Genomic DNA, 25,951 nt, shown 5'->3' with positions numbered 1-25,951 from the left:
CGATCACCTGCGCAGCAGGTGCCATGCAGGCCTGTACCGGCCCCATCGCCGGCAAGCCGGCTCCTACAGGTGGTGCGCCACCCTGCAGAATTCGAATGTCTGCGGCAGATGCAAAAAACATTGCAAAAGACTGTCCCCTTTTTCGCACTCGCCTGTCATTCACGGCATCACCCCTCCAACAAGAGCCTTGCGGATGCCCCTGACCCCACTGTTGCGCCCCCTGTCCACACCACTGCTGCTACTCGCCCTCGGCCTGCCAACCCTGGCCTGCGCCGACGCCACTGCCCGGCGCAGCTTTGATGTGCCCGCCGGCAGCCTGGCCGGCGCCTTGACCCGTTTTGCCGGCCAGGCCGGGGTAAGCCTGTCGGTGGACCCGGCACTGGTGAGCGGGCGCAGCAGCGCCGGGCTGCAGGGCGAATACGGCGTGGAGGAAGGTTTCCAGGCCTTGCTGCGTGGTTCGGGCCTGCAATTGCTGCCGGCCGGGCAGGGCGGCTACACCCTGGTGCCGCAGGCGCAGCCAGTCGAGGGCGCCCATGAATTGCCCAGCACTACCATCAACGGTGAAGGTTTCGGCCCGGCCAGCGACGCCTATGCCGGCGGCCAGGTGGCGCGGCGTGGCAACCAGGGCCTGCTGGGCGAGCGGGATTTCATGGAAACCCCGTTCAACATGACCTCGCTCACCAGCGAGGCCCTGCAGAACCAGCAGGCCCGCACCCTGGCCGATGCCGTGGCCAATGACCCCTCGGTGCGCACCACCAACCCCTCCGCCGGGCGCTTCGAGCAGTTCTCGGTGCGCGGTTTCAGCCTGTACAACAGCGATGTCGCCTATGGCGGCCTGTACGGTGTGCTGCCCACCTATTCCATCGACATGGAAATGGTCGAGCGGGTGGATATCCTCAAGGGCCCCGGCGCCTTGCTCAATGGCCTGGCGCCCAACGGCAGCATCGGCGGCGGGGTGAACATCGAGCCCAAGCGCGCCGGCGACACGCCGCTGACCGAGTTCACCGCGCTGTATGCCTCGGCCGGGCAGGCCGGTGGCCACGTGGATATTGGCCGGCGCTTCGGCGAAGACCAGCGCTTCGGCCTGCGCCTGAACGCCGTGCGCCAGTCGGGCGACACCGAATGGGACCACCAGAGCCTGGACCGCGAAGCCACGGTGCTGGGCTTCGATGTGCGCGGCGAGCGGGCGCGCCTGTCGCTGGATGTGGGCCACCAGGAGCGGGATGTGGATGCGCCGATGGAACGGGTGGGCCTGGCGGCGAATGTGAAAGTGCCGAAGGCCAAGGACGTGCACCACAACTTCGCCCAGCCCTGGAGCTACTCGCGGGCCAAGGATACCTTCGGCGCGCTGCGCGGCGAGTACGACATCAGCGACAGCCTGATGCTCTATGGCGCCTTCGGTGCGCGCAAGGGCGACTACGATTTCCTGCGCCACAACGTGCTGGTGAACAACAACAGCGGGCGTTTTACCGTGAGCCCCCGGGCGTTCCAGCGTGAAGAAGACGTGCGTACCGCCACTGTAGGTGCGCGCAGCTGGTTCAATACCGGCCCGGTCGGCCACACCCTGAACCTGAGCCTGAACCGCTTCGAGCTGACCTTCGACAACAGCGGCGCCCGCTACGCCAACGGCGTGAGCAACCTGTTCGAGCCGGTGGCGCTGCCGAGTCCCGGCACGCCGACCGCGCCGGACGACCCGACCCACACCGAAACCGTGCTCTCCAGCCTGGCCCTGGCCGATACCCTGAGCTTTGCCGACGATACCGTACTGCTGACCCTGGGTGCCCGCCTGCAGCGGGTGGAGGTGGACAGTAGTACCGATGGCATCCCCGACCAGGCCTACGACGAGCGCGCCACTTCGCCGGCCATGGGCCTGGTGTGGCGCACCACCGAGCAGCTGTCGCTGTACATGAACTACATGGAGGGCCTGACCCAGGGCCAGACCGCGCCGGAAACCGCCGAGAACAGCGGCGAGGTGTTCGCGCCGTTTCGCAGCAAGCAGCTGGAGGTGGGGGCCAAGTACGACATGGGCCGTTTCAGCACTACCCTCAGCCTGTTCCGCATCGAGCGGCCGATGTACTACACCGATGCTGCAGGTTACCTGCGTGATGACGGCGAGCAGCGCAACCAGGGCCTTGAGCTGAACCTGTTCGGCGAGCCGCTGGACGGGGTGCGGGTGCTGGGCGGGGCGATGTTCCTCGATGCCACCCAGGTGCGTACGGTGGGCGGCGTGAATGACGGCAAGCGGCCTGTGGGCGCGCCGATCGTCAACGCCAACCTGGGGCTGGAGTGGGACATTCCGGCGGTGCAGGGGCTGACCCTGAGCGCACGGATGATCCACACCAGCAGCCAGTACCTGGATACCGCCAACACCCAGAAGCTCGATGCCTGGCAGCGCTACGACCTGGGCGCGCGCTACGCCATGAAGCTGGGCGGCAAGGACGTTACCCTGCGTGCCAGCGTGGAGAACGTGCTGGACAAAGCCTACTGGGCCTCGGCCAACGTGCCGGAAGGCACCGCCACCGGCATGACGATGTCCACGCCGCGAACCTGGCTGGTGTCGGCGACTGTGGGGTTCTGACCCGGGAGTGGATGGCACCTGCTGCGCAGGTGATCGCCGGCAAGCCGGCTCCTACAGGGGGCGCACAACTCTCGGGCCTGCGTTGTACGTGTAGGAGCCGGCTTGCCGGCGATGGGGCCCTACAGCCAGGCTTTGACCTGGCGCGTCACCGCCTCGGTGGAGATGCCATAGCGGTCATGCAAGGTCGGCAACGCCCCCGCATCGAGGAACGCATCGGGCAGGGCTATCTGGCGGAAGGTCGGGGCCACGCCGTTGCGCAATAGCATCCCGGCTACCGCCTCGCCCAACCCGCCAACGATCGAATGGTTCTCGGCGGTGACCACCAGCCGCCCGGGCTTGCGCGCCTCGGCCAGAATCGTCGCCTCGTCCAGCGGCTTGATAGTCGGCACGTGCAGCACCGACACGTCCACGCCGTCCTTATGCAGCAGCTCTGCGGCCTCCAGCGCGCGCATGGTCATCAGCCCGCTGGCGATCAGCAGCACATCGCGCCCGCCACGCAGCACCTGGGCCTTGCCCAGCTGGAAGCGGTAGTCGTAGCGGTCCAGCACCAGCGGCACGTTGCCGCGCAGCAGGCGCATGTACACCGGGCCCTGGTGGGCGGCGATAGCCGGTACCGCCTGCTCGATTTCCAGTGCGTCGCACGGGTCGACGATCATCAGGTTGGGCATGGCGCGCATGATCGCAAGGTCGTCGGTGGCCTGGTGGCTGGGGCCGTAGCCGGTGGTCAGGCCCGGCAGGCCGCAGACGATCTTGACGTTGAGGTTCTCCTCGGCGATGGCCATGCAGATGAAGTCGTAGGCCCGCCGCGAGGCGAACACCGCATAGGTGGTGGCGAACGGCGTCAGGCCCTCGCGGGCCATGCCGGCGGCGGCGCTCATCAGCAACTGCTCGGCCATGCCCATCTGGTAGAAGCGCTCGGGGTGGGCCTTGGCGAAGATGTGCAGGTCGGTGTACTTGGACAAGTCAGCGCTCAGGCCGACGATATCCTGGCGCTGCTCGGCCAGCACCGCCAGGGCGTGGCCGAACGGTGCGGGGCGGGTAGGTTGGCCTTCGGCGGCGATGGAGGCGATCATCGCCGAGGTAGTCAGGCGTTTCTTTTCGGTGGCTTGGCTGTTCATGCGTGGCTCCCGGCGTCCAGTGCTTGCAGGGCAAGTTCCCATTCGTGTTCGTCGACGCGGATGAAGTGGGTCTTGTCGCGGTTCTCGAGAAACGGCACGCCCTTGCCCATGCGCGTGTCGCAAATGATCACCCGCGGTTGCGCAGCGGTATGTGCGCGGGCCTGTTCGAAGGCCTGTACCAGGGCGTCCAGGTCGTTGCCGTCGACCCGCTGCACATGCCAGCCGAAGGCCTGCCAGCGCTCGACGATGGGCTCGAAGGCCAGCACCTCGCTGGAGTGGCCGTCGGCCTGCTGGTTGTTCACATCGACGATGGCAATCAGGTTGTCCAGGCGCCAGTGGCTGGCCGACATCACCGCCTCCCAGGTGGAGCCTTCGTTCAGCTCGCCGTCCGACAGCAGGTTGTACACCCAGCTGTCCGAGCCTTTGCGCTTGAGCCCCAGGCACGCGCCGACGGCGATGCCAAGGCCATGGCCCAGCGAGCCACCGGTGATTTCCATGCCGGGGGTGTAGGCGGCCATGCCCGACATGGGCAGGCGGCTGTCGTCGCTGCCGTAGGTTTCAAGCTCGCTTTCGGGAATGACCCCGGCTTCGATCAGCGCAGCGTACAGGGCGATGGCGTAGTGGCCGATGGACAGGTAAAAACGGTCGCGCTGCTCCCACTCGGGGTTGCCTGGGTCCATGCGCAAGGCATGGAAGTAGGCCACGGCAAGCAGGTCGGCTGCGCCCAGGGCCTGGCCGATATAGCCTTGGCCCTGGACCTGGCCCATGCGCAGGGCATGGCGACGGATATTGTGGGCGCGCGCAGCCAGGGGCCGCGCACCCGGGGTAGCGGGTACGGTGTTCATGGGTGACTCCTTCGGGGGAATTAACGGTTGACCAGGCTTGCCGGTACGCGGAACACCAGCAGTGCACCGAACACCAGCACGGCGGTGATCAGGTACATGCCGACGGCATTGCTGCCCAGGCTGCTGGTGACCCAGCCGATGAGAAACGGCGAGCAGAACCCGGCCAGGTTGGCGAAGCTGTTTACCGCAGCGATGCCGGCGGCGGCCGATACACCGCCAAGCAGCGTGGTGGGCAGCATCCAGAACAGCGACGAAGCCGACAGAATGCCGGCAGCGGCCAGGCACAGGCTCAGGATCGACAGGCTCAGATGGCTGGCGAACAGCGCCGCCAGGGTCAGCCCGAGGGCGCCGGCCAGCATCGGGATTGCGAGGTGCCAGCGCCGCTCGCGGTGACGGTCGCCGCTGCGCCCGGCCAGCAGCATGGCGCCGATGGCGCAGCAATAGGGCAGGCTGGTGAGCAGGCCGATGTGCAACGGCTCGGCCACCCCGGCGTTGCGCACCAGGGTGGGTAGCCAGAAGGTGATGGCGTACTGGCCCATGACCACGCAAAAGTAGATGCCCGCCAGCAGCCACAGGCGCCGGTCGCGAATGAAGTCGCCCACCGAGCCGTGCTGTACCTTGTGCTGTTCGTCTTCGGCCAGCTCCTTGCGCACCAGGGCTTTTTCATCGTCGCTGAGCCAGTGGGCCTGCTCGACGCCGTCCTTCAGGTAGCTGAGTACCAAGAAGCCCACCAGCACCGTAGGCAGGGCTTCGAGCACGAACATCCACTGCCAGCCGGCCCAGCCGTGCACCCCGGCGAAGCGCTCCATGATCCAGCCCGACAGCGGCCCGCCGAGCATGCCCGACAGCGGAATGGCGATGAACCACAGGGCGGTCATCTTCGCCCGCCGGTAGGAGGGGAACCAGTAGGTCAGGTACAGCAGCAGGCCCGGCGCCAGGCCTGCTTCGGCGACACCGAGAAAGAAGCGCAATACATAGAACTGCCAGGCGGTCTCGACAAAGGCGAACAGCGCCGAAATCAGGCCCCAGGTGATCATGATGCGGGCGATCCAGCGCCGCGCGCCGACCTTGTGCAGGATGATGTTGCTGGGCACCTCGCACAGGAAGTAGCCAATGAAGAACATCCCGGCGCCCAGGCCGTACACGGCTTCGGACAGCGCCAGGTCGTCCATCATCTGAAGCTTGGCGAAGCCGACGTTGACCCGGTCGAGGTAGGCGCACAGGTAACACAGCATGAGAAAGGGCATCAGCCGCCAGGCCGTCTTGCGGTAGGCATTGCTGCGCGCGGCCGAGGCCGCGTTGAGGGTGAGGGTGGTCATGTCGATCTGATCTCTTGTTGTTATCGATTGCCCCGCCGTGGCGGGGCTCAGATGCGAAACATCGTGGTTTGCCGCTTAGTGGATCAGCATGCCCCCGTTGACGTCCAGGGTAATGCCGGTGAGGTAGCTGGACAGGTCGCTGGCCAAAAACAGCGCGGCGTTGGCCACATCGCGCGCTTCGCCCAGGCGGCCCAGGGGGATGCCGTCGATGATCGCGTGGCGGCGCTCGTCGTGCATCAGGCCGCCGGTGATATCGGTGTGGATCAAGCCCGGGGTGATGGCGTTGACCCGCACGTTGTCCGGGCCCAGCTCGCGGGCCATGGCCTTGCCCAGGCCGAGCACGGCGGCCTTGGCGGCGCTGTAGTGGGGGCCGCCGAAAATGCCGCCGCCACGCTGCGCCGACACCGACGACATGCAGATGATGCTGCCCGAGCGCTGGGCGCGCATGCCGGGGATCACCGCCTGGGACATCAGCAGGGTGCCGCGCAGGTTGACGTCGAGGATGCGGTCGTAGTCCTTGCCGGTGATCTCCAGGGTTTTCACCGGCTGGGTGATGCCGGCGTTGTTCACCAGCACGTCGATGCGACCGTAGTGCGCCAGCACCTGGGCCACGGCGTCGCGCACCTGGGCTTCGTCGGCAACATTGGCGGCCAGGCCCAGGTGGCCTGCGCCCAAGTCGTTGGCAGCGGCGTGGGCGGCGGTCAGGTCGAGGTCGAGGATGGCCACCTTGGCGCCGTGGGCGGCAAAGGCCTGGGCGGTGGCGCGGCCGATTCCGCGGGCAGAGGCGGCGCCGGTGACGATTGCGATCTTGCCTTCAAGTAGCATGAGGGTGCTCCGAATGATTGTTGTTGTGAGCAGCGGCCTGGGTGGGGCCGATGGGCACAGCTTGGTCCGAGCACCCGGGGCGGGCAACGCCGTGCCATTCAGCCTATGCTGAAAAAAATTCAGCACTGGGCAGGCTGGCCGTATAGCGGCAGAGTAGGGCGGCTGCGCCCAGGCCCCATTCCATGCAGGTAACCCAATGAACCACGACCCCGGCAAGAAGCCTTTGCAACTGCCACCGCTGAAAGCGATTCAGGCCTTCGAGCAGGCCGCGCGCTTTGGCAACGTTGCCCGCGCCGCCGAACAGCTCAACCTCACGCCTTCGGCGGTCAGCCACCAGATCGCCAACCTGGAGGCGTTGATCGGCCGGCCGTTGTTTCTGCGCACGGCCAAGGGCGTCAGCCTGACCCCGGCCGGTGAGCAGTACCTGCGCGAGGTGTCCGGCTTGCTGCAAAGCCTGGCCAACGCCACCGAGCGGGCTGGCAGCGCGGTGGGCTTCGACTGCCTGCGCCTGCATGCGGCGCCGAGTTTCGGCCTGTTGTGGCTGCTGCCGCGCCTGGAGCGCTTTCGCGCCAGCCACCCGGATATCCAGATCAACCTGTCGTGCTCGTACGAGGCGCTGCATTTTGGCCGCCACCAGATCGACGTCGACATACGCCACGGCTACCCCAACTGGCCGAGCCTCGAGGTGCGCACCATCCGCCACGAACAGGCCACGGTGCTGGCAGCGCCTGCGCTGCTGGCGCGCCAGTCGATCGTGCAGCCTGCCGATTTGCTCGGGCATAACCTGATCTTGTCGGAAGCGGCGCTGGTGCAGTGGCCGCAGTGGTTCGCCCAGCAAGGGGTGTCGCTGCCCCAGGCACCCTTTGCGCTGAGCTTTGACCGTTCGTACATGAGCCTGGAAGCGGCCAGCCATGGCTACGGGCTGGCGCTGGAAAGCTCGTTGCTGGCCCAGGACTACATCGCGCGCGGGCAACTGGTGCCGGTGTTTGGCGGCGAGCGGGTGAGCCCGGTGAGCGCCCATCACCTGGTGTTCCCGCGGGGGCATGCGGAGTTGCCGCGGGTACGGCGGTTTCTGGACTGGATGCAGGGGCAGCTGGGGCATGATTTCAGTTATTGAGGGGCAGTACCGGCCTCATCGCGTGTAGGAGCGGCCTTGTGCCGCGAAGGGGCGCAGAGCGTCCCCGGCAATTGATGCGGCGAAACTGAAATCCTGGGGCCGCTACGCGCCCCTTCGCGGCACAAGGCCGCTCCTACAGGCGATAGGGCCCTAGCAGAAATATCCTCAAGCCATAGGCAAATCCTCGCTCCACCCAGCCCCGGCGCCCGGTAAAGTGGCAGCAAAATCCCAAGGCGCGCGCAGCGCCCGCGAGGTACCCCGTGGCTTCCTATACCCTGCGTCAACTCAAGTATTTCGTCACCACCGTCGAGGCCGGCAGCGTCGCCGAGGCCTCGCGCCAGCTGTACATCGCCCAGCCGTCGATCTCCACGGCGATCAAGAGCCTGGAAGAAAGCTTTGGCGTGCAGCTGTTCATCCGCCACCACGCCCAGGGCGTGTCGCTGACCCCCAGCGGTAAACGTTTTTACGCCAAGACCCGTTCGCTGCTGCAGATGGCCCATGAGTTCGAGCAGAACGCCCTGGCCGACAACGACACCGTGGCTGGGCATATCGATATCGGCTGTTTCGAGACCGTGGCGCCGTTGTACCTGCCGCGGCTGATCGCAGGCTTTCGCCAGCGTTACCCGGGGGTGGACATTCGCCTGCGCGACGGTGAGCAGCAGGAACTGATCCAGGGCCTGACCGCCGGCACCTTCGATCTGGCGTTTTTGTATGACCACGACCTGGACGGCACCATCGAAGCCGAGCCGCTGATGCCGGCGCAAAAACCCTACGTGCTGCTGCCGGAAAAACACCGCTTTGCCGGGCAACCCCAGGTGTCGCTGCGCGACCTGTGCCCGGAGCCGATGATCCTGCTGGACGTGGCGCCCAGCCGTACCTACTTCGTCAGCCTGTTCAACGAGCTGGGGCTGACCCCGAACATCGTCTTCAGCTCGCCGTCGATCGAGATGGTGCGCGGCATGGTGGGGCAGGGGTTTGGTTTTTCGCTGCTGGTGACCCGGCCGCATTCGGAATACACCTACGACGGCCAGCGCCTGGTGATGATCGACATCGCCGAGCCGGTGGCGTTGTCGGGGTTGGCGGCGGCGCACCTGAAACGGGTGCAGTTGACCAAGCCTGCGCAGTTGTTCGTGGAGTTTTGCCGCGAGGAATTGGCCAAGTTCTAACGCCCCGGGGCCGCTTCGCGACCCTTTCGCGACACAAGGCCGCTCCAGGGATCACATATTTCCTGTAGGAGCGGCCTTGTGTCGCGATGGGGCGCAGCGCGCCCCCGGCTATTTCAGGTCAGGCCTGGTCGGGCACCACGGCGATCACATCGATCTCCATCAGCCATTCAGCCTGGGCCAAACCGGCCACCACCAGCCCGGTGGAAATCGGGAACACGCCCTTGAGCCACTTGCCGACTTCCTTGTACACCGGCTCGCGAAAACGCGGGTCGGTGATGTAGGTGGTGGTCTTGACGATGTGCGACAGGTCCGAGCCGGCTTCTTCGAGCAGCTGCTTGACGTTCTTCATCGCCTGTTCGGCCTGCGCCTGGGGGTTGCCCAGGCCGACCAGCCGGCCTTCGAAGTCGGTGCCGACCTGGCCGCGCACGTAGATGGTGTTACCGGCCCGCACCGCCTGGCACAGGTCGTTGTCCAGGGTCTGGTTGGGGTAGGTTTCTTTGGTGTTGAACATGCGGATGCGGGTATGGGTAGGCATCAGTGGGCTCCGAGGGTGCTGACGTTGCTGTTCGGGGTAACGGGTTCATCCGCTTCGCGCTGTTCGCGGTCGCGGTAGGCCAGGTAGGTGCGTTGCGTGGCGATGTGGCCGGCGACGTGCTTGGCGTCGTGCCACACGCCCCAGATGAACGACGAGCCGCGGCGCGACAGCCAGGGCAGGCCAAGGAAGTACACGCCGGGCTCCTTCGACACGCCGCGCTGGTGCTGCGGCTTGCCGTTGGCGTCGAAGGTGTCCACCTGCAGCCAGCTGAAGTCCACGCCGTAGCCGGTGGCCCAGATGATGCTGGTGACGCCGGCCTGGGCCAGGTTCAGTTCGCGCAGCGGGTTGCTCACGCAGTCCGGGTCGGCCAGGCGTTGGCGCGCTTGGGGCTCGAGCGGCAGGTCCAGGCCGTTGCGCTCGATGTAGGCGTCGGCAGCGTCCAGCAGGGCCAGGTAGTTCTCGTCGCCACGGTTGATGTTTTCGGCCAGGTTGTCCTGAAAGCGCGCCACGCCGTCTTCGAACGACTGGGTCAGGCCGACCAGGGTCATGCCCTGGTGGGCCAGGGCACGAAAGTCCACGGTGTGCCCGCCACGGGCGCCGGACACGGCGATGGTCACGTGCTCGCGGCCGGGCTTGGCGATCTCGGCGTCCCACTCGCCCAGCACCCCCAGCCACCAGCAGAAGTCGCGGTTGCGGTAGGCCCGTGGCGGGCGGTCGTGGGCACCCACCGACAGGTACACCTGGCGGCCAGCGCGCATCAGTTCTTCGGCGATCTGCACGCCGGAAGAACCGGCACCCACCACCAGCACCGCGCCTTCAGGCAACTGCTCGGGGTTGAAGTAGGCGGCCGAGTGGATCTGGTGCAGGCGCTGGTCTTTGGGTGCGATGGCCGGTATGACCGGCTTCTGGAACGGGCCGGTGGCAGCCACCACGCGGTTGGCGTGAATCACGCCCTGGTTGGTGTCGATGGTGAAACCTGGGCGGTCGGCGTTGCGCACCACCTTTTTTACCTCGACGCCGGTGCGCACCGGCAGGTTGTACTTGCGTACGTACTGCTCGAAGTAGTCGGCGACCTGGTCCTTGCCGGCGAAGGCGTCGGCGTCGAGGTCGAATTCCAGCCCTGGGAAGCGGTCGTGCCAGACCGGCCCGTTGGCCACCAGCGAGTCCCAGCGCCCGGTGCGCCAGGCCTCGGCGATGCGGTTGCGTTCCAGTACCAGGTGCGGCACGCCAAGCTTGCTCAGGTGTTCGCTCATGGCCACGCCGGCCTGGCCGGCGCCGACCACCAGGGTGTCGATTTCGTAGTTGTTGAAAGTCATGTCCGAGCCCTTGTTCAGGCGGTTGTTGTCAGGTCGGTTTGGAGGACCGCCGTTGCCTGGGGCCAGACTAGGGACGTGGGGGAAATCGCGAAAATAGTATTTAGCTGGGGCTTGCCGATAAATTGGCGAAGGCTCGGTGCACCGCTCCTTAACCCTGCGCTGTACGTGTAGGAGCCGGCTTGCCGGCGATGAGGCCATTACAGGCAGCACAAGGCAGCCGCGCCCGCACCACCCCCAGGGGCCTTAGTTTTTTCCTGCCCAACCCCTCGGAAAATGCTCGTTTCGCCGCTGCCGGGGCTTGCCGAAAATGCAGGCATACCCAGACAGGAGCTGCACCATGACCTTCTCCATCATCGGCCGCTGCCAGGACACCGGCCAGGTCGGCATCGCCATCAGTTCGTCGAGCATCGCCGTGGGCGCCCGCTGCCCGTGGGTGCGCGCCGGGGTGGGTGCGGTATCGACGCAGAACATCACCCTGCCGGCCCTGGGCCCGCAGATACTAGATGCCCTGGAGCAGGGCCAGCTGCCGCCTGCCGCGGCGCTGGACCGGGTGCTCAGCGCCAATGGCTGGAGCGAATACCGCCAGGTCACGGTGATCGACAGTCAGGGCCAGGTGGCGCTGTTCACCGGCAAGCAAGCCTTGGGCGTGCACAACGCGGTGGCCGGCGAGCAATGCGCGGCGGCCGGCAACCTGTTGTCGTCCCAGGCGGTGATCGAAGCCATGGTGGCGGCTTTCGAGCAGGCCGGCGGGCACCTGGCCGACCGCCTGCTGGCGGCCATGCACGCGGCCATGGCGGCCGGCGGCGAGGCCGGCCCGGTGCACTCGGCGGCGCTGAAGATTGCCGGGGAGCACATCTGGCCGCTGGTGGACCTGCGGGTGGACTGGGCCGAGCATGATCCGATCGACGCGCTGGACACGCTGTGGCAGGCCTACCGCCCGCAGATGCAGGACTACGTGACCCGCGCGCTCAACCCCACCGCCGCGCCCAGCTACGGGGTGCCGGGTGATGAGTGAATGGCAAAGCCGCGCGCTGCTGCAACGGCTGGTGGGCTTTGCCACGGTCAGCCGCGATTCGAACCTTGAGCTGATCGGTTTCATTCGCGATTACCTGGCCGAACAGGGCGTGGCCAGCGAGCTGTTTCTCAACGACGAGGGCACCAAGGCCAACCTGTTCGCCACCATCGGCCCCAGCGACCGGGGCGGGGTGGTGCTGTCGGGGCACACCGACGTGGTGCCGGTGGATGGCCAGGCCTGGACGCTCGAACCGTTCAGCCTGACCGAGCGCGACGGGCGCCTGTACGGGCGTGGCACTGCCGACATGAAGGGCTATATCGCCTGTGTGCTGGCGGCGGTGCCGGCCTTGTTCGCCCAGCCGTTGAAAACCCCGGTGCACCTGGCGTTCTCCTATGACGAAGAAGTCGGCTGCCTGGGTGTGCGCTCGATGCTCGCGGCCCTGCAGCAGCGCCCGCACAAGCCCAGGCTGTGCCTGATCGGCGAGCCCACCGAGCTCAAGCCGGTACTCGGCCACAAGGGTAAGTTGGCGATGCGCTGCCAGGTGCATGGCGCAGCCTGCCACTCGGCCTATGCGCCCTATGGCGTGAATGCCATCGAGTACGCGGCGCGGCTGATCGGCAAGCTGGGCGAAATCGGCGACGAGCTGGCACAGCCGGAGCACCACGACCCGCGCTTCGACCCGCCGTTCAGCACTGTGCAGACCGGAGTGATCAAGGGTGGCCGGGCACTGAACATCGTGCCGCAAGAATGCGCGTTCGACTTTGAAGTGCGTGCCTTGCCAGGCTTCGAGGCCCAGGCCGTGGCGGACCGTCTGCAGACTTATGCCGAAGCCGAACTGTTGCCGCGCATGCGTGCGGTGAATGCCGGCAGTGACATTCGCCTGCAACCGTTGAGTGCCTACCCGGGGCTGGCGACGCCGGCCGACAGCGAGGCGGCGCGGTTGGTGGCGTTGCTTAGTGGTAGCGACGACTTCGGCACGGTGGCGTTCGGCACCGAGGGCGGTTTGTTCGACCAGGCCGGTATCCCCACCGTGGTGTGCGGGCCGGGCAGCATGGAGCAGGGGCACAAGCCGGACGAGTTCGTCAGTGTCGAGCAGTTGCGTGGGTGTGATGCGATGTTGGCAAGGTTGGTGGAGTATCTGCGCCAGGGCTGATGGCCTCATCGCCGGCAAGCCGGCTCCTACAGGTGATTGCGTTCCCTTGTAGGAGCCGGCTTGCCGGCGATAGGGCCCCAGATCAGATCTCGATAGCCCCGCTGGCCAACCCATACACCGCTACCACGGCCCCCAGCACCACCACCGCGAACACCCCCCGCTCGAACCCGTTGAACACCTGGCGCTGCTGCTCCCTGCGCGCCTTGATGTACAACAGTGTCCCCGGCCCGTAGATCACCGCTGACAACAGCAGGTACTTCAGGCCGCCGGCCCACACCATCAATAGCGCATAGGCCGTGGCCAGCAACGCCACCAGCAGGTCCTTGCCGCGCTCGCCGGCAGCGTTTTCGTAAGTTTCGCGGCTTGCTGCCAGCTTCAGCGCATAGGCCGCCACCAGCAGGTACGGGATCAGCGTCAGCGAGCTGGTCAGCTCCAGTGCCAGGGTGAAGGCGTACTCGGTAAACCAGGTCAGCAGCAAGAACAGCTGCACGAACAGGGTGGTCAGCCACAGGGCCGAGGCCGGTACCTGGTGCGGGTTCTGCCGGGTGAGAAAGGCCGGCATGGCCTGGTCGTGGGCCGCCGAGTACAGCACTTCGGCCGCCAACAGCGTCCATGACAGGTAGGCACCCAGCACCGAGATGATCAAGCCGATGCTGATGAAGATCGCCCCCCAGCGCCCGACGATGGCCTCCAGCACCCCAGCCATGGACGGCTGGCGCAGCCCGGCAAGCTCCGGGCGCAGCAGCACGCCGTAGCTGAGCAGGGTGATCAGTACCAGCAGGCAAAGTACACCGACGAAGCCCAGCACCGTGGCGATGCCCACATCGCGGCGGTTGCGGGCGTAGCGCGAATAGACGCTGGCGCCTTCGATGCCAAGGAACACGAACACCGTCACCAGCATGGTGCTGCGCACCTGCTCGAACAGCGATTCGGCCGGCAATACCAACTCGCCTGCGGCATGGCCGATGCGCCCGTAGTCGTCCAGGTGGGCGAGGTCCGCCGCGCTGCCGGCCATGGGCGTGCCCCAGAAGTTGAGGCTGAACAGCTCGCGGTCGAAAGCCCCCACCAGCACCACGATGAACAGCAGGATGGGGATCATCTTCGCCACCGTGGCGATGCTGTTGATCACCGCTGCCTGTTGTACCCCGCGCAGCACCAGAAAGTGGAAGGCCCACAGCAGCAGCGACGACACGGCGATGGCGGCCAGGGTGTTGCCCTCGCCGAATACCGGAAAGAACGCGCCGAGGGTGGACTTTATGAGGATGAAATAGGAGACGTTGCCGATGCAGGTGCCGGCCCAGAAGCCGAACGCCGAGGCAAAGCCCAGGTAGCTGCCAAAGCCTGCGCTGGCGTAGGCGTAGATGCCCGAGTCGAGGTCGGGGCGCCGGCGTGCGAGGGTTTGGAAAACGAAGGCCAGCATCAGCATGCCGGCGCCTGCGATGCACCAGGCGATGATCGCACCCAGCCCGCCGGTGGCGCGGCCGAAGGTGGCCGGCAGGGAGAAGATTCCGGCACCGACCATCGAGCCCACCACCAGGGCGGTGAGGGCCCAGACGTTCAACTTGCCATCCGTAGCGGTACCCATGGGCAGCCCTCCGTTGCGTGAAGGCTTGAGTAAAGACCGCTGGGGCAGGGCTTGCCAGTGGTTATGTGTAGGAGCGGCCTTGTGTCGCGAAAGGGCTGCGTAGCGGCCCCGGCGGTCTTGCATGAAACCGAGATCCTGGGGCCGCTGCGCGCCCCTTTCGCGACACAAGGCCGCTCCTACAAAGGGCGTGGACAGGGGCAGAAAAAAGGGCCGCATGGCGGCCCTTCGGGGTTGGTTCAGAAGGTCGCCTTGACCTGCAAGCCCACCACCAGCGCATTGTCGATATCCTTGCCGGAGAACGCCCCCGGCTCGACGATGTACTGCACGTCCGGGCGCAGGTTCAGCCAGGGCGTGGCCTGGTAGCCGTAGCTCAGCTCGATCAACTGCTCGGCGCCGTCGATATTGGGGAACTGCTGGCCGGCATCGAAGGCTGCGTCTTCCAGCACGTCGCGGCTGCGCGGGTTCTGCACGGCGCGCCCGTAACCCAGGGCCACGGTGTCACGCGGGCGGCTGGCGAACGGCTTGTACAGCACCACACCGGTGCCGTACCACTTGGTGAACGGCGAGGCGGCTTCGCTTGAGGCCGAGTACTGGCCGAAGGCGTGCAGGCTGCGGCCCGGCATGGCGGGGTCGTTCCACACTGCCTGGTCGATCAGCAGGTAGTGGCCGCCGCGGCCGGCGACTTGCTTGCTGCTGCCGATACGCTTGACGTTGGAGCTGTCGTAGTAGTAGCCCAGCTTGTACTCGCCTGGCAGTTCACCCTGCAGCTTGTACACCAGCTCCACCGGTACCACGGTGCCGGTGGTGTGCTTGGGGCCCAGGTGCCAGGCGCGGCTGGAGTTGCCGTTGCTCTCGGGGTCGACGTTGAACGCCGCCACGCGCAGTTGCCAGGACGGCGAGAAGTCGTATTTGACCCGCATGCCCAGGTGAGCGTTGGGGTAGTTGGTCCAGCCGCTGCCGCCGGACATATTCAGCGGGTGGCCGCAGAAACCGGCGTTCATGAAGTTGCACAGGATGCCGCTGTCCAGCCCGCCAAGGTCGTTGCCCATGGCCATGTAGCCGAGCTTGACGTTCAGTGCCGGGGTGAACAGGGTGCGCTCGTAGCTCAGCTCGGTCAGGCGGGTGTACAGGCCGCCGTAGTTTTCCTGGATCGGCAGGCGGTTGCCCACCAGGTCTTCGGAGGCGCTGTTGCCGCGGCGGTCGTTGATGGTCAGCTGGACCTTGCCGCCGTTGTCCAGGCCGTACAGCTTCGACAGGTCGAACTGCACGCCCAGCTTGATGTTCTGCGAGTAACGCGCCGAACGGTGCAGGCCGCCGTGGGTGTTGTAGGCGGTCTCGCCGCTGTAATCGCCGGTAACCTTGACGCCGTCTTCTTCGAGCTGGTGGCGCAGGCCGCCCCAGTCGCCGGTCAGGGTGTTGCGGGTCATCAGGTCGCCGTCAGCGAGGGCGGTGCTGCTGGCCAGGGCCAGCAGCAGGGTGGGAGTGAGGCGGATTGCGGATGGCATTGCGGAATCTCGATGGGCTTTGAGGGCCGCATCGCCGGCAAGCCGGCTCCTACAGGTTGCCCTGCAGGAGCCGGCTTGCCGGCGATGAGGCGACGCGGTTTACGGCAGGGCGTACGAAATCACGTAGTCGCCGCGGTCGGTCGACTGGCGCGCGCCGCCGGCGGTGATCACCACGTACTGCTTGCCGGTCTTGGGTGAAACGTAGGTCATCGGGCCACCCTGGCTGCCCACCGGCAGGCGGGCTTTCCAGATTTCACTGCCGTTGCTGCTGTCGTAGGCGCGCAGGTAGAAGTCCTGGGTGCCGGCGATGAACACCAGGCCGCCTTGGGTGGACAGGGTGCCGCCGAGGGTCGGCAGGCCGATCTTGATCGGCAGGTGCATGCGGATACCGAGGGGGCCGGTGTCCTCGACGGTGCCGACCGGAACCTGCCAGGCGATCTGGCGGGTCTTCATGTCGACCGCGGTCAGGGTGCCGAAAGGCGGCGCCTGGCAGGGGATGCCGGCCACCGACAGGAAGCGGTTCTTGTTCACCGCATACGGGGTGCCCTTGAGCGGCACGGCGCCCATGCCGGTGTTCAGCGCTTCGCCGCCACCTGCTGCTGCGCCCTGGTTTTGCGAGGGGATCATCTGGATCCACAGGCCCAGGCGCATGTCGTTGACGAAGATGAAACCGTGTACCGGGTCGGTGGAAATGCTGCCCCAGTTCATGCCACCCAGCGAACCCGGGAAGCTCAGCGACAGGTCGGTGCCGGGCGCGGTGTACAGGCCGTCGTAGCGCATCTTCTTGAAGTCGATGCGGCACAGCAACTGGTCATACGGGGTGGCGCCCCACATGTCCGACTCGGTCAGGGTCTGTGCGCCGATCTGCGGCATGCCGACCGATTTGGGCTGGGTCGGCGAATACGGCTCGTTGGGGATGTTGCTTGGCTTGACCGGTACTTCGTCCACTTGGGTCAGCGGCTTGCCGGTGGCGCGGTCGAGCACGTAGATCTGCCCGGCCTTGGTGCCGATCACCACCGCAGGCACGGTTTGGCCGTCGTCCTTGGTGAAGTCGATCAGGCTTGGCTGCATCGGCAGGTCGAAGTCCCACAGGTCGTTGTGCACGGTCTGGTAGACCCACTTCTGGTTGCCGGTGGTGGCGTCCAGGGCCAGCACCGAAGCGCCGTAGGTGTGGTCCAGCTTGTTGCGTTCAACGCCGTAGATGTCGGTGGACGAGGAGCCCATCGGCAGGAATACGGTGTTCATCGCCGGGTCGTAGGACATCGGTGCCCAGCTGTTGGGGGTGCTGCGCACGTAGGTGCTGTCGCCTTCCGGCGCCTTGCGGTCCTGCGGGTTGCCCGGGTCGAAGGCCCAGCGCATTTCGCCGGTGATCACGTCAAAGCCGCGAATCACGCCGCCAGGCATGTCGGTTTGCACGTTGTCGGCAACGCGCCCGCCCACCACCACGGTGGTGCCGGCCATCAGCGGCGCCGAGGACAGCTGGTAGTAGGAGTCCGGCACGTTACCCAGGCCGGCCATCAAGTTGACCTGGCCGTTGTTGCCGAAGCCCTGGCAGAACTCGCCGGTATCGGCATCCACTGCGATCAGGCGGCCGTCGATGGTGTTGGTCAGCAGGCGGCGCTGGCAGTTGGCACCCGCTGCTACCGCACCGCCGGTGACCGGCGAGCTGTCTGGCTGGGTGGGTTGGGCAATGGCGGCGGTGGCGTCGAAGTAAGCCATGCCGCGGCAACGCTGCCAGACCTTGGACTGGGCGTTGATGGCGTTCTTCCACAGCTCCTTGCCAGTGTCGGCGTCGAGCGCGATCAGGTTGTTGTGCGGGGTGCAGATGAACACCTTGTTGCCGACCTGCAGCGGGGTCAGCTGGTCTTCGGCGCCGTTGCCGTCGCTGATGGCCACGTCACCGGTGTGGTAGGTCCAGGCCACCTGGAGCTTGTCGACGTTGCTGCGGTTGATCTGGTCGAGCGCGGCGAAGCGGCTGCCACCTTCGGTATTGCCGTAGTGGGCCCAGTCTTTCTGCTCCTTGCCAGCCTCGACCGGGGTCAGGCCCGGGCCCTTGCCGGTGGGGGCGACACTCGGGTGGGCGACGAACATGTTGCCGGCGGCAATCGCCAGCACCACGGCCAGCACGCCGGCGACACCGTAGGCGCCACGGCTGCGGGTGCCTGCCAGCATCGGGTAGACCAGCGCCACCAGCATGCCGATGGCGCCGAACATGAACAGGCGCGAGAACAGCGGCCAGAAGACCAGGCCGGCGTCGGCCAGGGCCCAGATCAGCGTACCGACCAGGAACAGCGCATACAGCCAGGCACCGGCCTTTTTGCGGCGAGCAATGAGAATGCCGGCGATGGCCATGGCCAGGCCGCCGACGAGGAAGTACCAGGAACCGCCCAAACCGGCCAGCTTGACGCCGCCGGCGGCCAGGAGCAGGCCGAGCAGGGCGACGATGACGCCCAGGCCGACCAGGATGAATGTGGAGGCGCCAGAGGCGCGCGGGTTGTCTTTCATGCCAGGGATCTCGCAGGTGGAATGCGGCGCAGTTTAAGCCCTTAGCAAGCTAATTAACAAGTTAGTACATTTATTTTCAGGACCGATTGTCGCAGGGCTGAACTTGCCGGGGTGTGGAGAAAATTCTAGATCACGCAGGGAAATTGTCGCTAAACGCGGTGTTCTTTCATGCGCAAGACGGTCGGCGTTTTCCTACCAAAGTCGTAAAGCCGGCTCCTACAGGGGCGCGTTACGCCTGGTAGAACACTGCCAGCCACACCGTCGTCACCCCGGCTTCGGTCCATTCCACCCGGTGCCGGCAATGCGCCGGGATGTCCAGGTGGTCACCGGGGCGCAGTACCCGTGTCTGGCTTTCATGTTCTAGACGCAGCCCGGCGCTGCCGCTAAGCACCACCACCCATTCACCCTCGGGCTGGTCGTACCAGAACCCCGGCGGGCTGGCCTGGCCGCTGGAAACGATGCGCTCGATGCGCAGGCCCGGGCGGTTGAGCAGGTCGTCGAACTGTTCGGCAGCGTTCGAATCGGCGGCGGGCAGGGCGGTGAACAGGTTGGCGGGCATGGGCGTCTCGGCGGTGGTTGATTCCAGGGGCTGATTGTAGGAAGGTTCCCGGCTTTGCCCCACGGAAATTCGCATGGACAAGCTGCTGGCGATCAAGGCGTTCATGGCCACCGTCGAGGCCCAGGGTTTTTCGGCGGCGGCGCGCCGGCAGGGGGTGGCCACCTCGTCGGTGACCCGCCTGGTGGATGCATTGGAGGCCGAGCTTGGCGCCACCTTGCTCAACCGCTCCACGCGCCAGGTCAGCCTCACCGAGGCCGGCGCCGGTTATTACCAGCGCGCGCGGGACATTCTCGAGGCCCTGGCCGAGGCCGATGCCCGGGTGGCCGACCGTGGCGAAGAGCCGGTCGGCGTATTGCGCCTGAGCCTGCCGGTGGAGTTCGGCCGGCGGGTGATTGCCCCGCACCTGGGGGCGTTCCTGGCGCGCCACCCGGGCCTGGAGCTGGACATCGACCTCAGCGACCGCTTCGACGACCTGCTGGACGGGCGCTACGACCTGAGTATCCGCCTGGGTGAGCCGGCCCCGAGTGACGAACTGGTGTGCAGGCCGCTGGGGCGTTTCGAGCGCTGGCTGGTGGCAAGCCCCGGCTACCTTGCGCTGCGGCCAGTGCTGGAGCATCCGCGACAATTGGCCGAATGTGCCTGCCTGCGCTTTCGCTACGGCCAGTCGGCAAGGCCGTGGCGCCTGCGGCGCGATGGCCAGGACCTGGAGATGGATGTGACCGGCCCGCTGCGCAGCGCCAATGCCGACCTGCTGCGCGAGGCTGCCATTGCCGGCAGCGGTGTGGCACTGCTGGCTGACTGGCTGGTGCGCGAGGATGTCGAGGCGGCACGCCTGCAGCGGCTGTTAGGCGATTGGCAGGCCAGCCCGGGCACTGCCAGTGACACCATCAATGCGCTGTACCTGCCCAACCACCGGGGCTCGCGCCGGGTGATGGCGTTCGTGACCTTCTGCGAGGCATTGCTGGCACCTTGAGTTTTGCGTGCAGCGCAACGCCATGTTGCGTTGGCCGTGGATTCTGCGCAACGCCGGGGTAGGGCACCATGCGCTCACTTCCCCATCCTTGCCGAGGCAACTTTCATGAACCCCTCCCTCGCTGTCGCCCAGCCGTCAGCCCAAGGCCTGAGCCGGGCCCTGGTGACACTGCTGGCCTTCTGCTGCGGCGCCATCGTCGCCAACATCTATTACGCACAACCGATCGTCGGGCTGATCGCACCGGACCTTGGGCTGAGTGCCGAACATGCCAGCTGGATCGTCTCCCTCACCCAGCTGGGTTACGCCCTGGGTCTGTTGCTGCTGGTGCCGCTGGCGGACCTGGTGGAAAACCGCCGGCTGATGATTGCCACTGCCGTGCTGGCTACCGTCAGCCTGCTGCTGGCCGGCACCAGCGGCCATGGCCATGGCCAGTTGTTCCTGGGGTATGCGCTACTGATCGGTTTCAGTTCGGTGGCGGTACAGATGCTCATCCCCCTGGCTGCGCACCTGGCGCCGGAGCAGCAGCGGGGCCGGGTGGTGGGCAACATCATGGGCGGCCTGCTGCTGGGCATCCTGCTGGCAAGGCCGCTGTCGAGCCTGGTGGCCGACCACTTCGGCTGGCGTGCGGTATTCATCGGCGCCGCCCTGGTGATGCTGGCGATCATCGTGCTGCTGGCCCTGACCCTGCCGCGCCGGGTGCCCGAGCACAAGGCCAGCTACAGCCAGCTGATGGCTTCGCTGGTGGTGTTGTTGCGCCGCTACCCGCTGCTGCGCCAGCGCTCGCTGTACCAGGCGCTGATGTTTGCCGCCTTCAGCTTGTACTGGACGGCGGTACCGCTGGCCCTGGCCGGTGAGCACGGCCTGTCGCAGAGCCAGATTGCCGTGTTTGCCCTGGTGGGCGCGGTGGGTGCGGTGGCTGCACCGCTGGCCGGGCGCCTGGCCGATGCCGGGCATGCACGGCGGGGGTCGCTGCTGGCCATGGGGCTGGCGCCGCTGGCCCTGCTGTTGGGCCTGACCACGCCGGGGGCTGGGGTGATCGGCCTGGGCCTGACCGGGGTGCTGCTGGACTTTGCGGTGCAGATGAACATGGTGATCGGCCAGCGCGAGGTGTATGCCCTGGACCCCGCCAGCCGTGGGCGCCTGAATGCGCTGTACATGACCAGTATCTTCCTGGGTGGCGCGGTGGGCTCGGCGGTGGCCAGCCTTGTGTACAGCCAGTACGGCTGGAGTGGCGTGGCCTTCGTGGGGGCGGGCGCGCCTGCGTTGGCACTGCTGGTGTTCCTGGTGGTATCGCGGCGTCGCTAAAACTGCCCCCTGTAGGAGCCGGCTTGCCGGCGATAGGGCCGCAGCAGGCGACACAAGGCCAACAGCCGTGCCGCCGCTGGTAGCCTCATCGCCGGCAAGCCGGCTCCTACAGGGTTTTGCCTCAACGGGTCAGTGGTAGGGCGACGCCAATCAGTGCGAACAGGCTGCCGCAGCAGCGATTGAAACCCTTGCCGCCCCTGGCCAGCCACGGCCGTACCCGAAACGCCAGGCGGGCCAGCAGGTACTCGACCACAAACTCGATGCTGGCGAAGGTCGCCGCCATCACCACGAACTGCACCAGCAAACCGCGCTGCGGGTCGATGAACTGGGGCAGGAAGGCCCCATAGAACAACAGCACCTTGGGGTTGGCCAGCGCCGACAGCAGGCCCTGGCGGAACAGCCCGGCATTGCCCAGCCGCGCTGCACCCTCAGTCAGCTCCAGGTGCAGCGCCGGGCTGCGCCACAACTGCCAGCCCAGCCATACCAGATAAGCGCCGCCCACCCATTTGAGCACCGTCAGCACCGAGGCCGAGGCTTGCAGCAGGGCGCTCAGGCCGAACATCGCCAGGGCGATCAAGGCGCTGAAACCGAACACCCCGCCGACGATGGTGAACAAGGTGCGCCGCGCGCCATACAAGGCGCCATGGGTGAGGGCCAGCAGGCTGTTGGGGCCCGGGGTCAGCGAAAGGCCAATGCTGGCGAGCAAGTAGATGAGCCAGGTGTCGAGTGCCATGGGGATGCCTTGAACAATGAACTGGGCGCCAGTGTAGGGGCAGTTTGACGGTTTATCAGGGTAGGATATGGTCATTTAACGGTGATAAATGGACACGTCATGGCCCCCGACCTGCGGTTGCTGATCTTGCCGCTGCCCGAATTCGCGTTGCTACCTTTCGGTGCCTTTCTCGACAAGCTGCGGTTTTCGGCGGACGACGAGGACTACAGCCGCCAGCGCTATTGCGCCTGGACCGTGCTCGGGCTGGACAGCGCGCCGCTGGCGGCCAGCAGTGGCGCGATGTTGCAGGTAGACGTTACGCCGGCCCAGGTAGACTGGCGTGCCCATGACTACCTGGTGCTTTTCGGTGGGCGCAGCGCTGCAGCCACGGCGGCACTGGCACCACGCTACAAGACGCTGTTGAAACAGGCAGTGAAGGCCGGTGTGAAGCTGGTGTGCATCGACAACGCGGCGTTCTTGCTGGCTGCCTGCGGCTTGCTGGACGGGCACAAGGTGGTCGTGCACTGGCGCCATGAGGCGGAGTTTCGCGCGTCCTATCCCAAGGTTCAGGTGCTGACCGAGCAGTTGTACTGTTTCGATGGTGCGCGTATCAGCTGCGCGGGCGGTACCGCCGCCATCGACCTGGCCGTTGAGCTGATCGCCCGCGCCTGTGGCCGCACCCGGGCGCTCAAGGGCCTGGCTGACATGCTGGTGGACGAGAGCCGCGACAGCCGCCACGCCCTGCGCTCGCTGGACGCCGCGCCCGGGCAGGGGCGCCAGGTGCAGCGCGCCATGGCGTTGATGCGCCATCACCTGGCTTCGGCCTTGTCTGTAGAGCAGTTGGCTGCTGAGCTGGGTATCAGCCGGCGCCAGCTTGATCGCCAGTTCCAGGCCAGTCACGGAATGAGCGCCAAGGGCTGGTGGCTGGAGATACGCCTGCAGCAAGCGCGCTGGCGCTTGCTCAATTCAAGCCATGGCCTGGCGCAGATTGCCGATGAGGTGGGGTTGGGAGATGCCAGTTACCTGGGCAAGTGCGTCAGGAAGCGGTTTGGTTGTACGGCGTTGGCGTTGCGACAGCAATCGGGTGGTTTGCCTTACTGCGGGGTACCGAACAACCCGGTCCAGTAGATGCCCGCATCGCTTTTCGGGTCTACCGCGTAGGCAGCACCCAGTTCGCGGTAGTCGGGGTTCATCAGGGTGGCGCAGTGCCCGGGGCTGGCCAGCCAGCCGTCCACCACCTTGCGTGCGCTGTCGCGGCCGGCAGCGATGTTTTCGCCAATCTGCCGATACAGGTAGCCGGCCAGCTCCGCGCGGTCGCCCGGGGTGCGGCCGTCGCGGTCGAGGTGGTCGAAGAAGTTCTGGTTGGCCATGTTGCGCGTGTGGTTGGCGGCCACCCCGGCCAGGGTGGTGTTCCAGCTAAGCGCCGGGGCGGCGGGGAAGGGCTGACCGCCGCACTGGCGTGGTACGTTGCGCGCGGCGTTGACCGCCTGCAGCAGCTTCTGGCCTTCGGCCTGCCAGTCGCCCAGGCGCCCGCTGAGCAGTGGCCGGGCCAGGACGATGCGCCAGTCGCGGCCCTCTTGGCTGACGCCGATATCGACGAACTGCGGGTCGAGCACTACTTGGCAGAAGCTTTCCTCGATGGCCTTCATGGCGGCTTTTGCGTCGCGCGGGCCGGACAGGCTGATGGCTTGCACATTGACCATGGGGTAGGCGGCGCGGCTCATGGCCTGCTGCAGGTCGCGGGTGCCTTCGGGCGACAGGGCCAGGCGGGTGTCGCTGCTAAGCGGCGGCAGCTCGAGCGATGCCTCGCCCCCGCAGCGCTGGGCCTGGCTGCGGTAGCTGTTGATCGTATCGATCAGTTGCGCTTCTTCGCCGGTGAAGGCCTGGGCGCTGGCAGAGGCCAACAGGCCCAGCGACAGGCCGAAGAGGCAGGCAACGGATGGGACGCGCATGTGAATCTCCCTGTAACTGGCAACGTCGGGTTCTGCGCTGCCCATCCTACACAAGCGCAAGGCGTTTGGCCCGGCGTTGTGTGGTTACCGTTGAGGCCCTGTGGGTGAAGGCGTTGCGGTTGAAGCGGGAGTAGACCATGGGGGGGCGAAAAAGTGCGGTGGCCATGGTGGGTTTCTCGATGTTTGCTGGTTTTTGTTGGGTTGTGGTTATTGACACTGGGATGGGGTGGGCTGTTCCGTTGCGCTTGTTTTCATGACGGTCATGGTTCCTTTTCAGTGATGGCATGTGCGGGTGGTTTATATTTTTGTGGTGGGCGCTGGTGATCTGGTTTAGTTGGTTTGGTTTGTTTGGAATGGTTTGTTTTGAAGGTTGTATGCGCATTCATTATTTGTAGTGACGCTTATTCACCTTTCCGCCCTTACGGCGGCTCACTTTTTGAGGGATCAAAAAGTAAGCAAAAAATCCTCGCTGGTATGACTCACCCACATAGGTGACAAATCAGTTCACGCACATAGGTAACAGTTTTTAACTGGCATGGTCGGTTTTTCGAGGGTCTGACCATGCCTTGGCGAGAGCTGAAACCTATGGACATGAAATTGCTTTTCATCGCGGACTATCTCCATGGGGCGCCTAGCTTCAGCGCCCTTTGCGAGGCCTACGAGATCAGTCGAAAGACCGGTTACAAATGGGTAGAGCGTTACGAGAACGATGGTCCGCCAGGCTTGGAGGAACGCAGCCGTCGTCGGCTGACGCAAGATTGGGTTGTGCCCGTCGCCGTTCGTGAGGCCATCATCGAATTGCGTGGTCAGGGCCAGACGGAGCCTGGCCCCAAGAAAATCCAGGCAGCTTTACAGGAGCGTTTTCCTGACGAGGCGCCCCCTTCCAAGACAACGATCTACAACATCCTCAAGAAGGCCGAGCTGATCAAGCCGCGACGCCTGCGCCAGCGTGTGGCGGTCTATCCCAAGCCGCTGGAAAAAGCGGAGTCGCCCAATCAGCTATTCAGTGCGGACTACAAAGGCCAGTTTCTGACAGGCGCTGGGGTCTGGTGCTATCCGTTGACGATCATGGATCACGCCAGTCGTTTCTTGCTTGCGTGCCACAGTATGGCCAACACGAACTTCCTGGAGACACAGGCTGTGTTCACTGAGGTCTTTCGCGAGAACGGGCTACCTGAACGTATCCGAACCGATAACGGCGTGCCGTTTGCCAGCAAAGGGCGTGCGGGGCTCTCCCAGCTGTCCATTTGGTGGCTGCGCCTGGGCATTATTCCTGAACGTATTGCGCCTGGCAGACCGGAGCAAAATGGTCGGCACGAGCGTATGCACCGAACACTCAAAAGTACGCTTCCGTCACCTCCCGCAGTGGCTTGGGAGGCTCAACAACGGCACTTCGACCGCTTCCGGCAGCACTACAATTACGAGCGGCTCCACGAAGCACTGAAGCAGAAAACACCAGCGTCCTGCTATCAGCCTTCGCCACGCCCGTTCCCGGAAAAACTACCTGAAATGACTTACCCCAGTCATATCGAGAGTCTGCCAGCTGATCGAAGTGGCATCGTCAACCGTCGGGGTTTGAGGATCTACGTAGGTTACGTGCTCAAGCATCAGACCATTGGGCTGGAGCAGGTCGGGGATGGGGTGTGGGATGTTATTTTCGGCCCAATCATTCTCGGCAGGATCGATGAGCGAGATGCCGATGATGGTTATGTAACACTTCAGGTGTTGTCACCTATGTGAGTGAACTTTTGTGTAACCCATGTGGGTGGCCCGTACACGCTCCATTCATCCGGCCCCTGCGCTTCGCTCCGGGGTTCCCTCACTCCGGGCTTGCTCCGGGGGGACGCGCCGACGGGCCGTCCCTGGCC

Annotated in this window: 21 protein-coding genes; 9 read left to right on the top strand and 12 right to left on the bottom strand. The window is 65.7% G+C overall.

The window, feature by feature from the left end; genetic code table 11:
• The first annotated feature begins 193 nt into the window (after window positions 1-193).
• A complete protein-coding gene (locus tag KSS94_RS15900; RefSeq protein ID WP_217839052.1) occupies window positions 194-2,578 on the top strand; it encodes a TonB-dependent receptor in 2,385 nt (794 codons plus the stop codon).
• A gap of 119 nt (window positions 2,579-2,697) precedes the next feature.
• On the opposite strand, the gene KSS94_RS15895 is transcribed toward KSS94_RS15900, so the two are convergent.
• The 4 genes from KSS94_RS15895 to KSS94_RS15880 all read right to left on the bottom strand — a co-directional run bounded on the left by KSS94_RS15895 (window position 2,698) and on the right by KSS94_RS15880 (window position 6,685).
• Window positions 2,698-3,696 (bottom strand): transketolase family protein, encoded by a 999-nt coding sequence (locus tag KSS94_RS15895; RefSeq protein WP_217839051.1) that lies wholly within the window; start codon window positions 3,694-3,696, stop codon window positions 2,698-2,700.
• Window positions 3,693-4,541, bottom strand: a complete 849-nt coding sequence (locus tag KSS94_RS15890) for a transketolase (protein WP_217839050.1) — start codon at window positions 4,539-4,541, stop codon at window positions 3,693-3,695. Before KSS94_RS15890 ends, KSS94_RS15895 begins: the two co-directional genes overlap by 4 nt.
• A gap of 20 nt (window positions 4,542-4,561) precedes the next feature.
• Window positions 4,562-5,860 carry an MFS transporter gene (locus KSS94_RS15885; RefSeq protein ID WP_217839049.1) on the bottom strand — a complete coding sequence of 433 codons (1,299 nt, stop codon included), beginning with the start codon at window positions 5,858-5,860 and terminating at the stop codon, window positions 4,562-4,564.
• Window positions 5,861-5,935: 75 nt separating this feature from the next.
• Window positions 5,936-6,685 carry an SDR family NAD(P)-dependent oxidoreductase gene (locus KSS94_RS15880; protein ID WP_217839048.1) on the bottom strand — a complete coding sequence of 250 codons (750 nt, stop codon included), beginning with the start codon at window positions 6,683-6,685 and terminating at the stop codon, window positions 5,936-5,938.
• A 196-nt stretch (window positions 6,686-6,881) separates the two neighbouring features.
• Here KSS94_RS15880 and KSS94_RS15875 point away from each other — a divergent pair, with 196 nt between their 5' ends.
• Window positions 6,882-7,802: a LysR substrate-binding domain-containing protein gene (locus KSS94_RS15875; RefSeq protein ID WP_217839047.1), complete on the top strand. Its 921-nt coding sequence runs from the start codon at window positions 6,882-6,884 to the stop codon at window positions 7,800-7,802.
• A gap of 260 nt (window positions 7,803-8,062) precedes the next feature.
• A complete protein-coding gene (locus KSS94_RS15870) occupies window positions 8,063-8,968 on the top strand; it encodes a LysR family transcriptional regulator (protein WP_217839046.1) in 906 nt (301 codons plus the stop codon).
• 118 nt (window positions 8,969-9,086) lie between these two features.
• Here the strand turns inward: KSS94_RS15870 and KSS94_RS15865 are convergent, their stop codons facing one another.
• Together KSS94_RS15865 and KSS94_RS15860 are read right to left on the bottom strand one after the other, a co-directional pair.
• Window positions 9,087-9,503, bottom strand: coding sequence for a RidA family protein (locus KSS94_RS15865; RefSeq protein WP_217839045.1), 417 nt, complete (start codon window positions 9,501-9,503; stop codon window positions 9,087-9,089).
• A complete protein-coding gene (locus tag KSS94_RS15860; protein WP_217839044.1) occupies window positions 9,503-10,819 on the bottom strand; it encodes a flavin-containing monooxygenase in 1,317 nt (438 codons plus the stop codon). The genes KSS94_RS15865 and KSS94_RS15860 overlap by 1 nt, the downstream gene beginning before the upstream one ends.
• A 337-nt stretch (window positions 10,820-11,156) precedes the next feature.
• Between KSS94_RS15860 and KSS94_RS15855 the strand changes: the two genes are divergently transcribed.
• Together KSS94_RS15855 and argE are read left to right on the top strand one after the other, a co-directional pair.
• A complete protein-coding gene (locus tag KSS94_RS15855) occupies window positions 11,157-11,834 on the top strand; it encodes a DUF1028 domain-containing protein (RefSeq protein WP_217839043.1) in 678 nt (225 codons plus the stop codon).
• Entirely contained in the window at window positions 11,827-12,987 is a 1,161-nt protein-coding gene (gene argE, locus KSS94_RS15850; RefSeq protein WP_217839042.1) for an acetylornithine deacetylase, read from the top strand. The genes KSS94_RS15855 and argE overlap by 8 nt, the downstream gene beginning before the upstream one ends.
• 82 nt (window positions 12,988-13,069) lie before the next feature.
• Here argE and KSS94_RS15845 read toward each other — a convergent pair whose 3' ends face one another.
• The 4 genes from KSS94_RS15845 to KSS94_RS15830 all read right to left on the bottom strand — a co-directional run bounded on the left by KSS94_RS15845 (window position 13,070) and on the right by KSS94_RS15830 (window position 19,141).
• Window positions 13,070-14,572: an amino acid permease gene (locus tag KSS94_RS15845; protein WP_217839041.1), complete on the bottom strand. Its 1,503-nt coding sequence runs from the start codon at window positions 14,570-14,572 to the stop codon at window positions 13,070-13,072.
• 236 nt (window positions 14,573-14,808) lie between these two features.
• Window positions 14,809-16,077 carry a carbohydrate porin gene (locus KSS94_RS15840; RefSeq protein WP_217839040.1) on the bottom strand — a complete coding sequence of 423 codons (1,269 nt, stop codon included), beginning with the start codon at window positions 16,075-16,077 and terminating at the stop codon, window positions 14,809-14,811.
• A 99-nt stretch (window positions 16,078-16,176) separates the two neighbouring features.
• Complete coding sequence (locus KSS94_RS15835) at window positions 16,177-18,582, bottom strand: glucose/quinate/shikimate family membrane-bound PQQ-dependent dehydrogenase (RefSeq protein ID WP_217839039.1); 2,406 nt, start codon at window positions 18,580-18,582, stop codon at window positions 16,177-16,179.
• Between the two features lie 229 nt (window positions 18,583-18,811).
• Window positions 18,812-19,141: a cupin domain-containing protein gene (locus KSS94_RS15830; RefSeq protein WP_217839038.1), complete on the bottom strand. Its 330-nt coding sequence runs from the start codon at window positions 19,139-19,141 to the stop codon at window positions 18,812-18,814.
• A 73-nt stretch (window positions 19,142-19,214) separates the two neighbouring features.
• Here KSS94_RS15830 and KSS94_RS15825 point away from each other — a divergent pair, with 73 nt between their 5' ends.
• Complete coding sequence (locus KSS94_RS15825; protein ID WP_217839037.1) at window positions 19,215-20,114, top strand: LysR family transcriptional regulator; 900 nt, start codon at window positions 19,215-19,217, stop codon at window positions 20,112-20,114.
• Between the two features lie 105 nt (window positions 20,115-20,219).
• Window positions 20,220-21,419: an MFS transporter gene (locus KSS94_RS15820; RefSeq protein WP_217839036.1), complete on the top strand. Its 1,200-nt coding sequence runs from the start codon at window positions 20,220-20,222 to the stop codon at window positions 21,417-21,419.
• Window positions 21,420-21,540: 121 nt separating this feature from the next.
• On the opposite strand, the gene KSS94_RS15815 is transcribed toward KSS94_RS15820, so the two are convergent.
• Window positions 21,541-22,152 (bottom strand): LysE family translocator, encoded by a 612-nt coding sequence (locus tag KSS94_RS15815; RefSeq protein WP_217839035.1) that lies wholly within the window; start codon window positions 22,150-22,152, stop codon window positions 21,541-21,543.
• Window positions 22,153-22,251: 99 nt separating this feature from the next.
• Here KSS94_RS15815 and KSS94_RS15810 point away from each other — a divergent pair, with 99 nt between their 5' ends.
• A complete protein-coding gene (locus tag KSS94_RS15810; protein ID WP_217839034.1) occupies window positions 22,252-23,259 on the top strand; it encodes a GlxA family transcriptional regulator in 1,008 nt (335 codons plus the stop codon).
• Here KSS94_RS15810 and KSS94_RS15805 read toward each other — a convergent pair.
• Window positions 23,226-24,083 (bottom strand): CAP domain-containing protein, encoded by an 858-nt coding sequence (locus KSS94_RS15805; RefSeq protein WP_217839033.1) that lies wholly within the window; start codon window positions 24,081-24,083, stop codon window positions 23,226-23,228. The genes KSS94_RS15810 and KSS94_RS15805 overlap by 34 nt on opposite strands.
• A gap of 561 nt (window positions 24,084-24,644) precedes the next feature.
• Between KSS94_RS15805 and KSS94_RS15800 the strand changes: the two genes are divergently transcribed.
• The gene (locus KSS94_RS15800) at window positions 24,645-25,823 is read left to right on the top strand and encodes an integrase core domain-containing protein (RefSeq protein WP_217838874.1); all 1,179 of its coding nucleotides are present in this window, start codon (window positions 24,645-24,647) and stop codon (window positions 25,821-25,823) included.
• Window positions 25,824-25,951 lie beyond the last annotated feature (128 nt).

The organism is Pseudomonas fakonensis (assembly GCF_019139895.1).
Lineage (GTDB): Bacteria > Pseudomonadota > Gammaproteobacteria > Pseudomonadales > Pseudomonadaceae > Aquipseudomonas > Aquipseudomonas fakonensis.
Note: the sequence above shows the minus strand (reverse complement) of the source record. Positions and strands in the feature narration are given on the sequence as shown.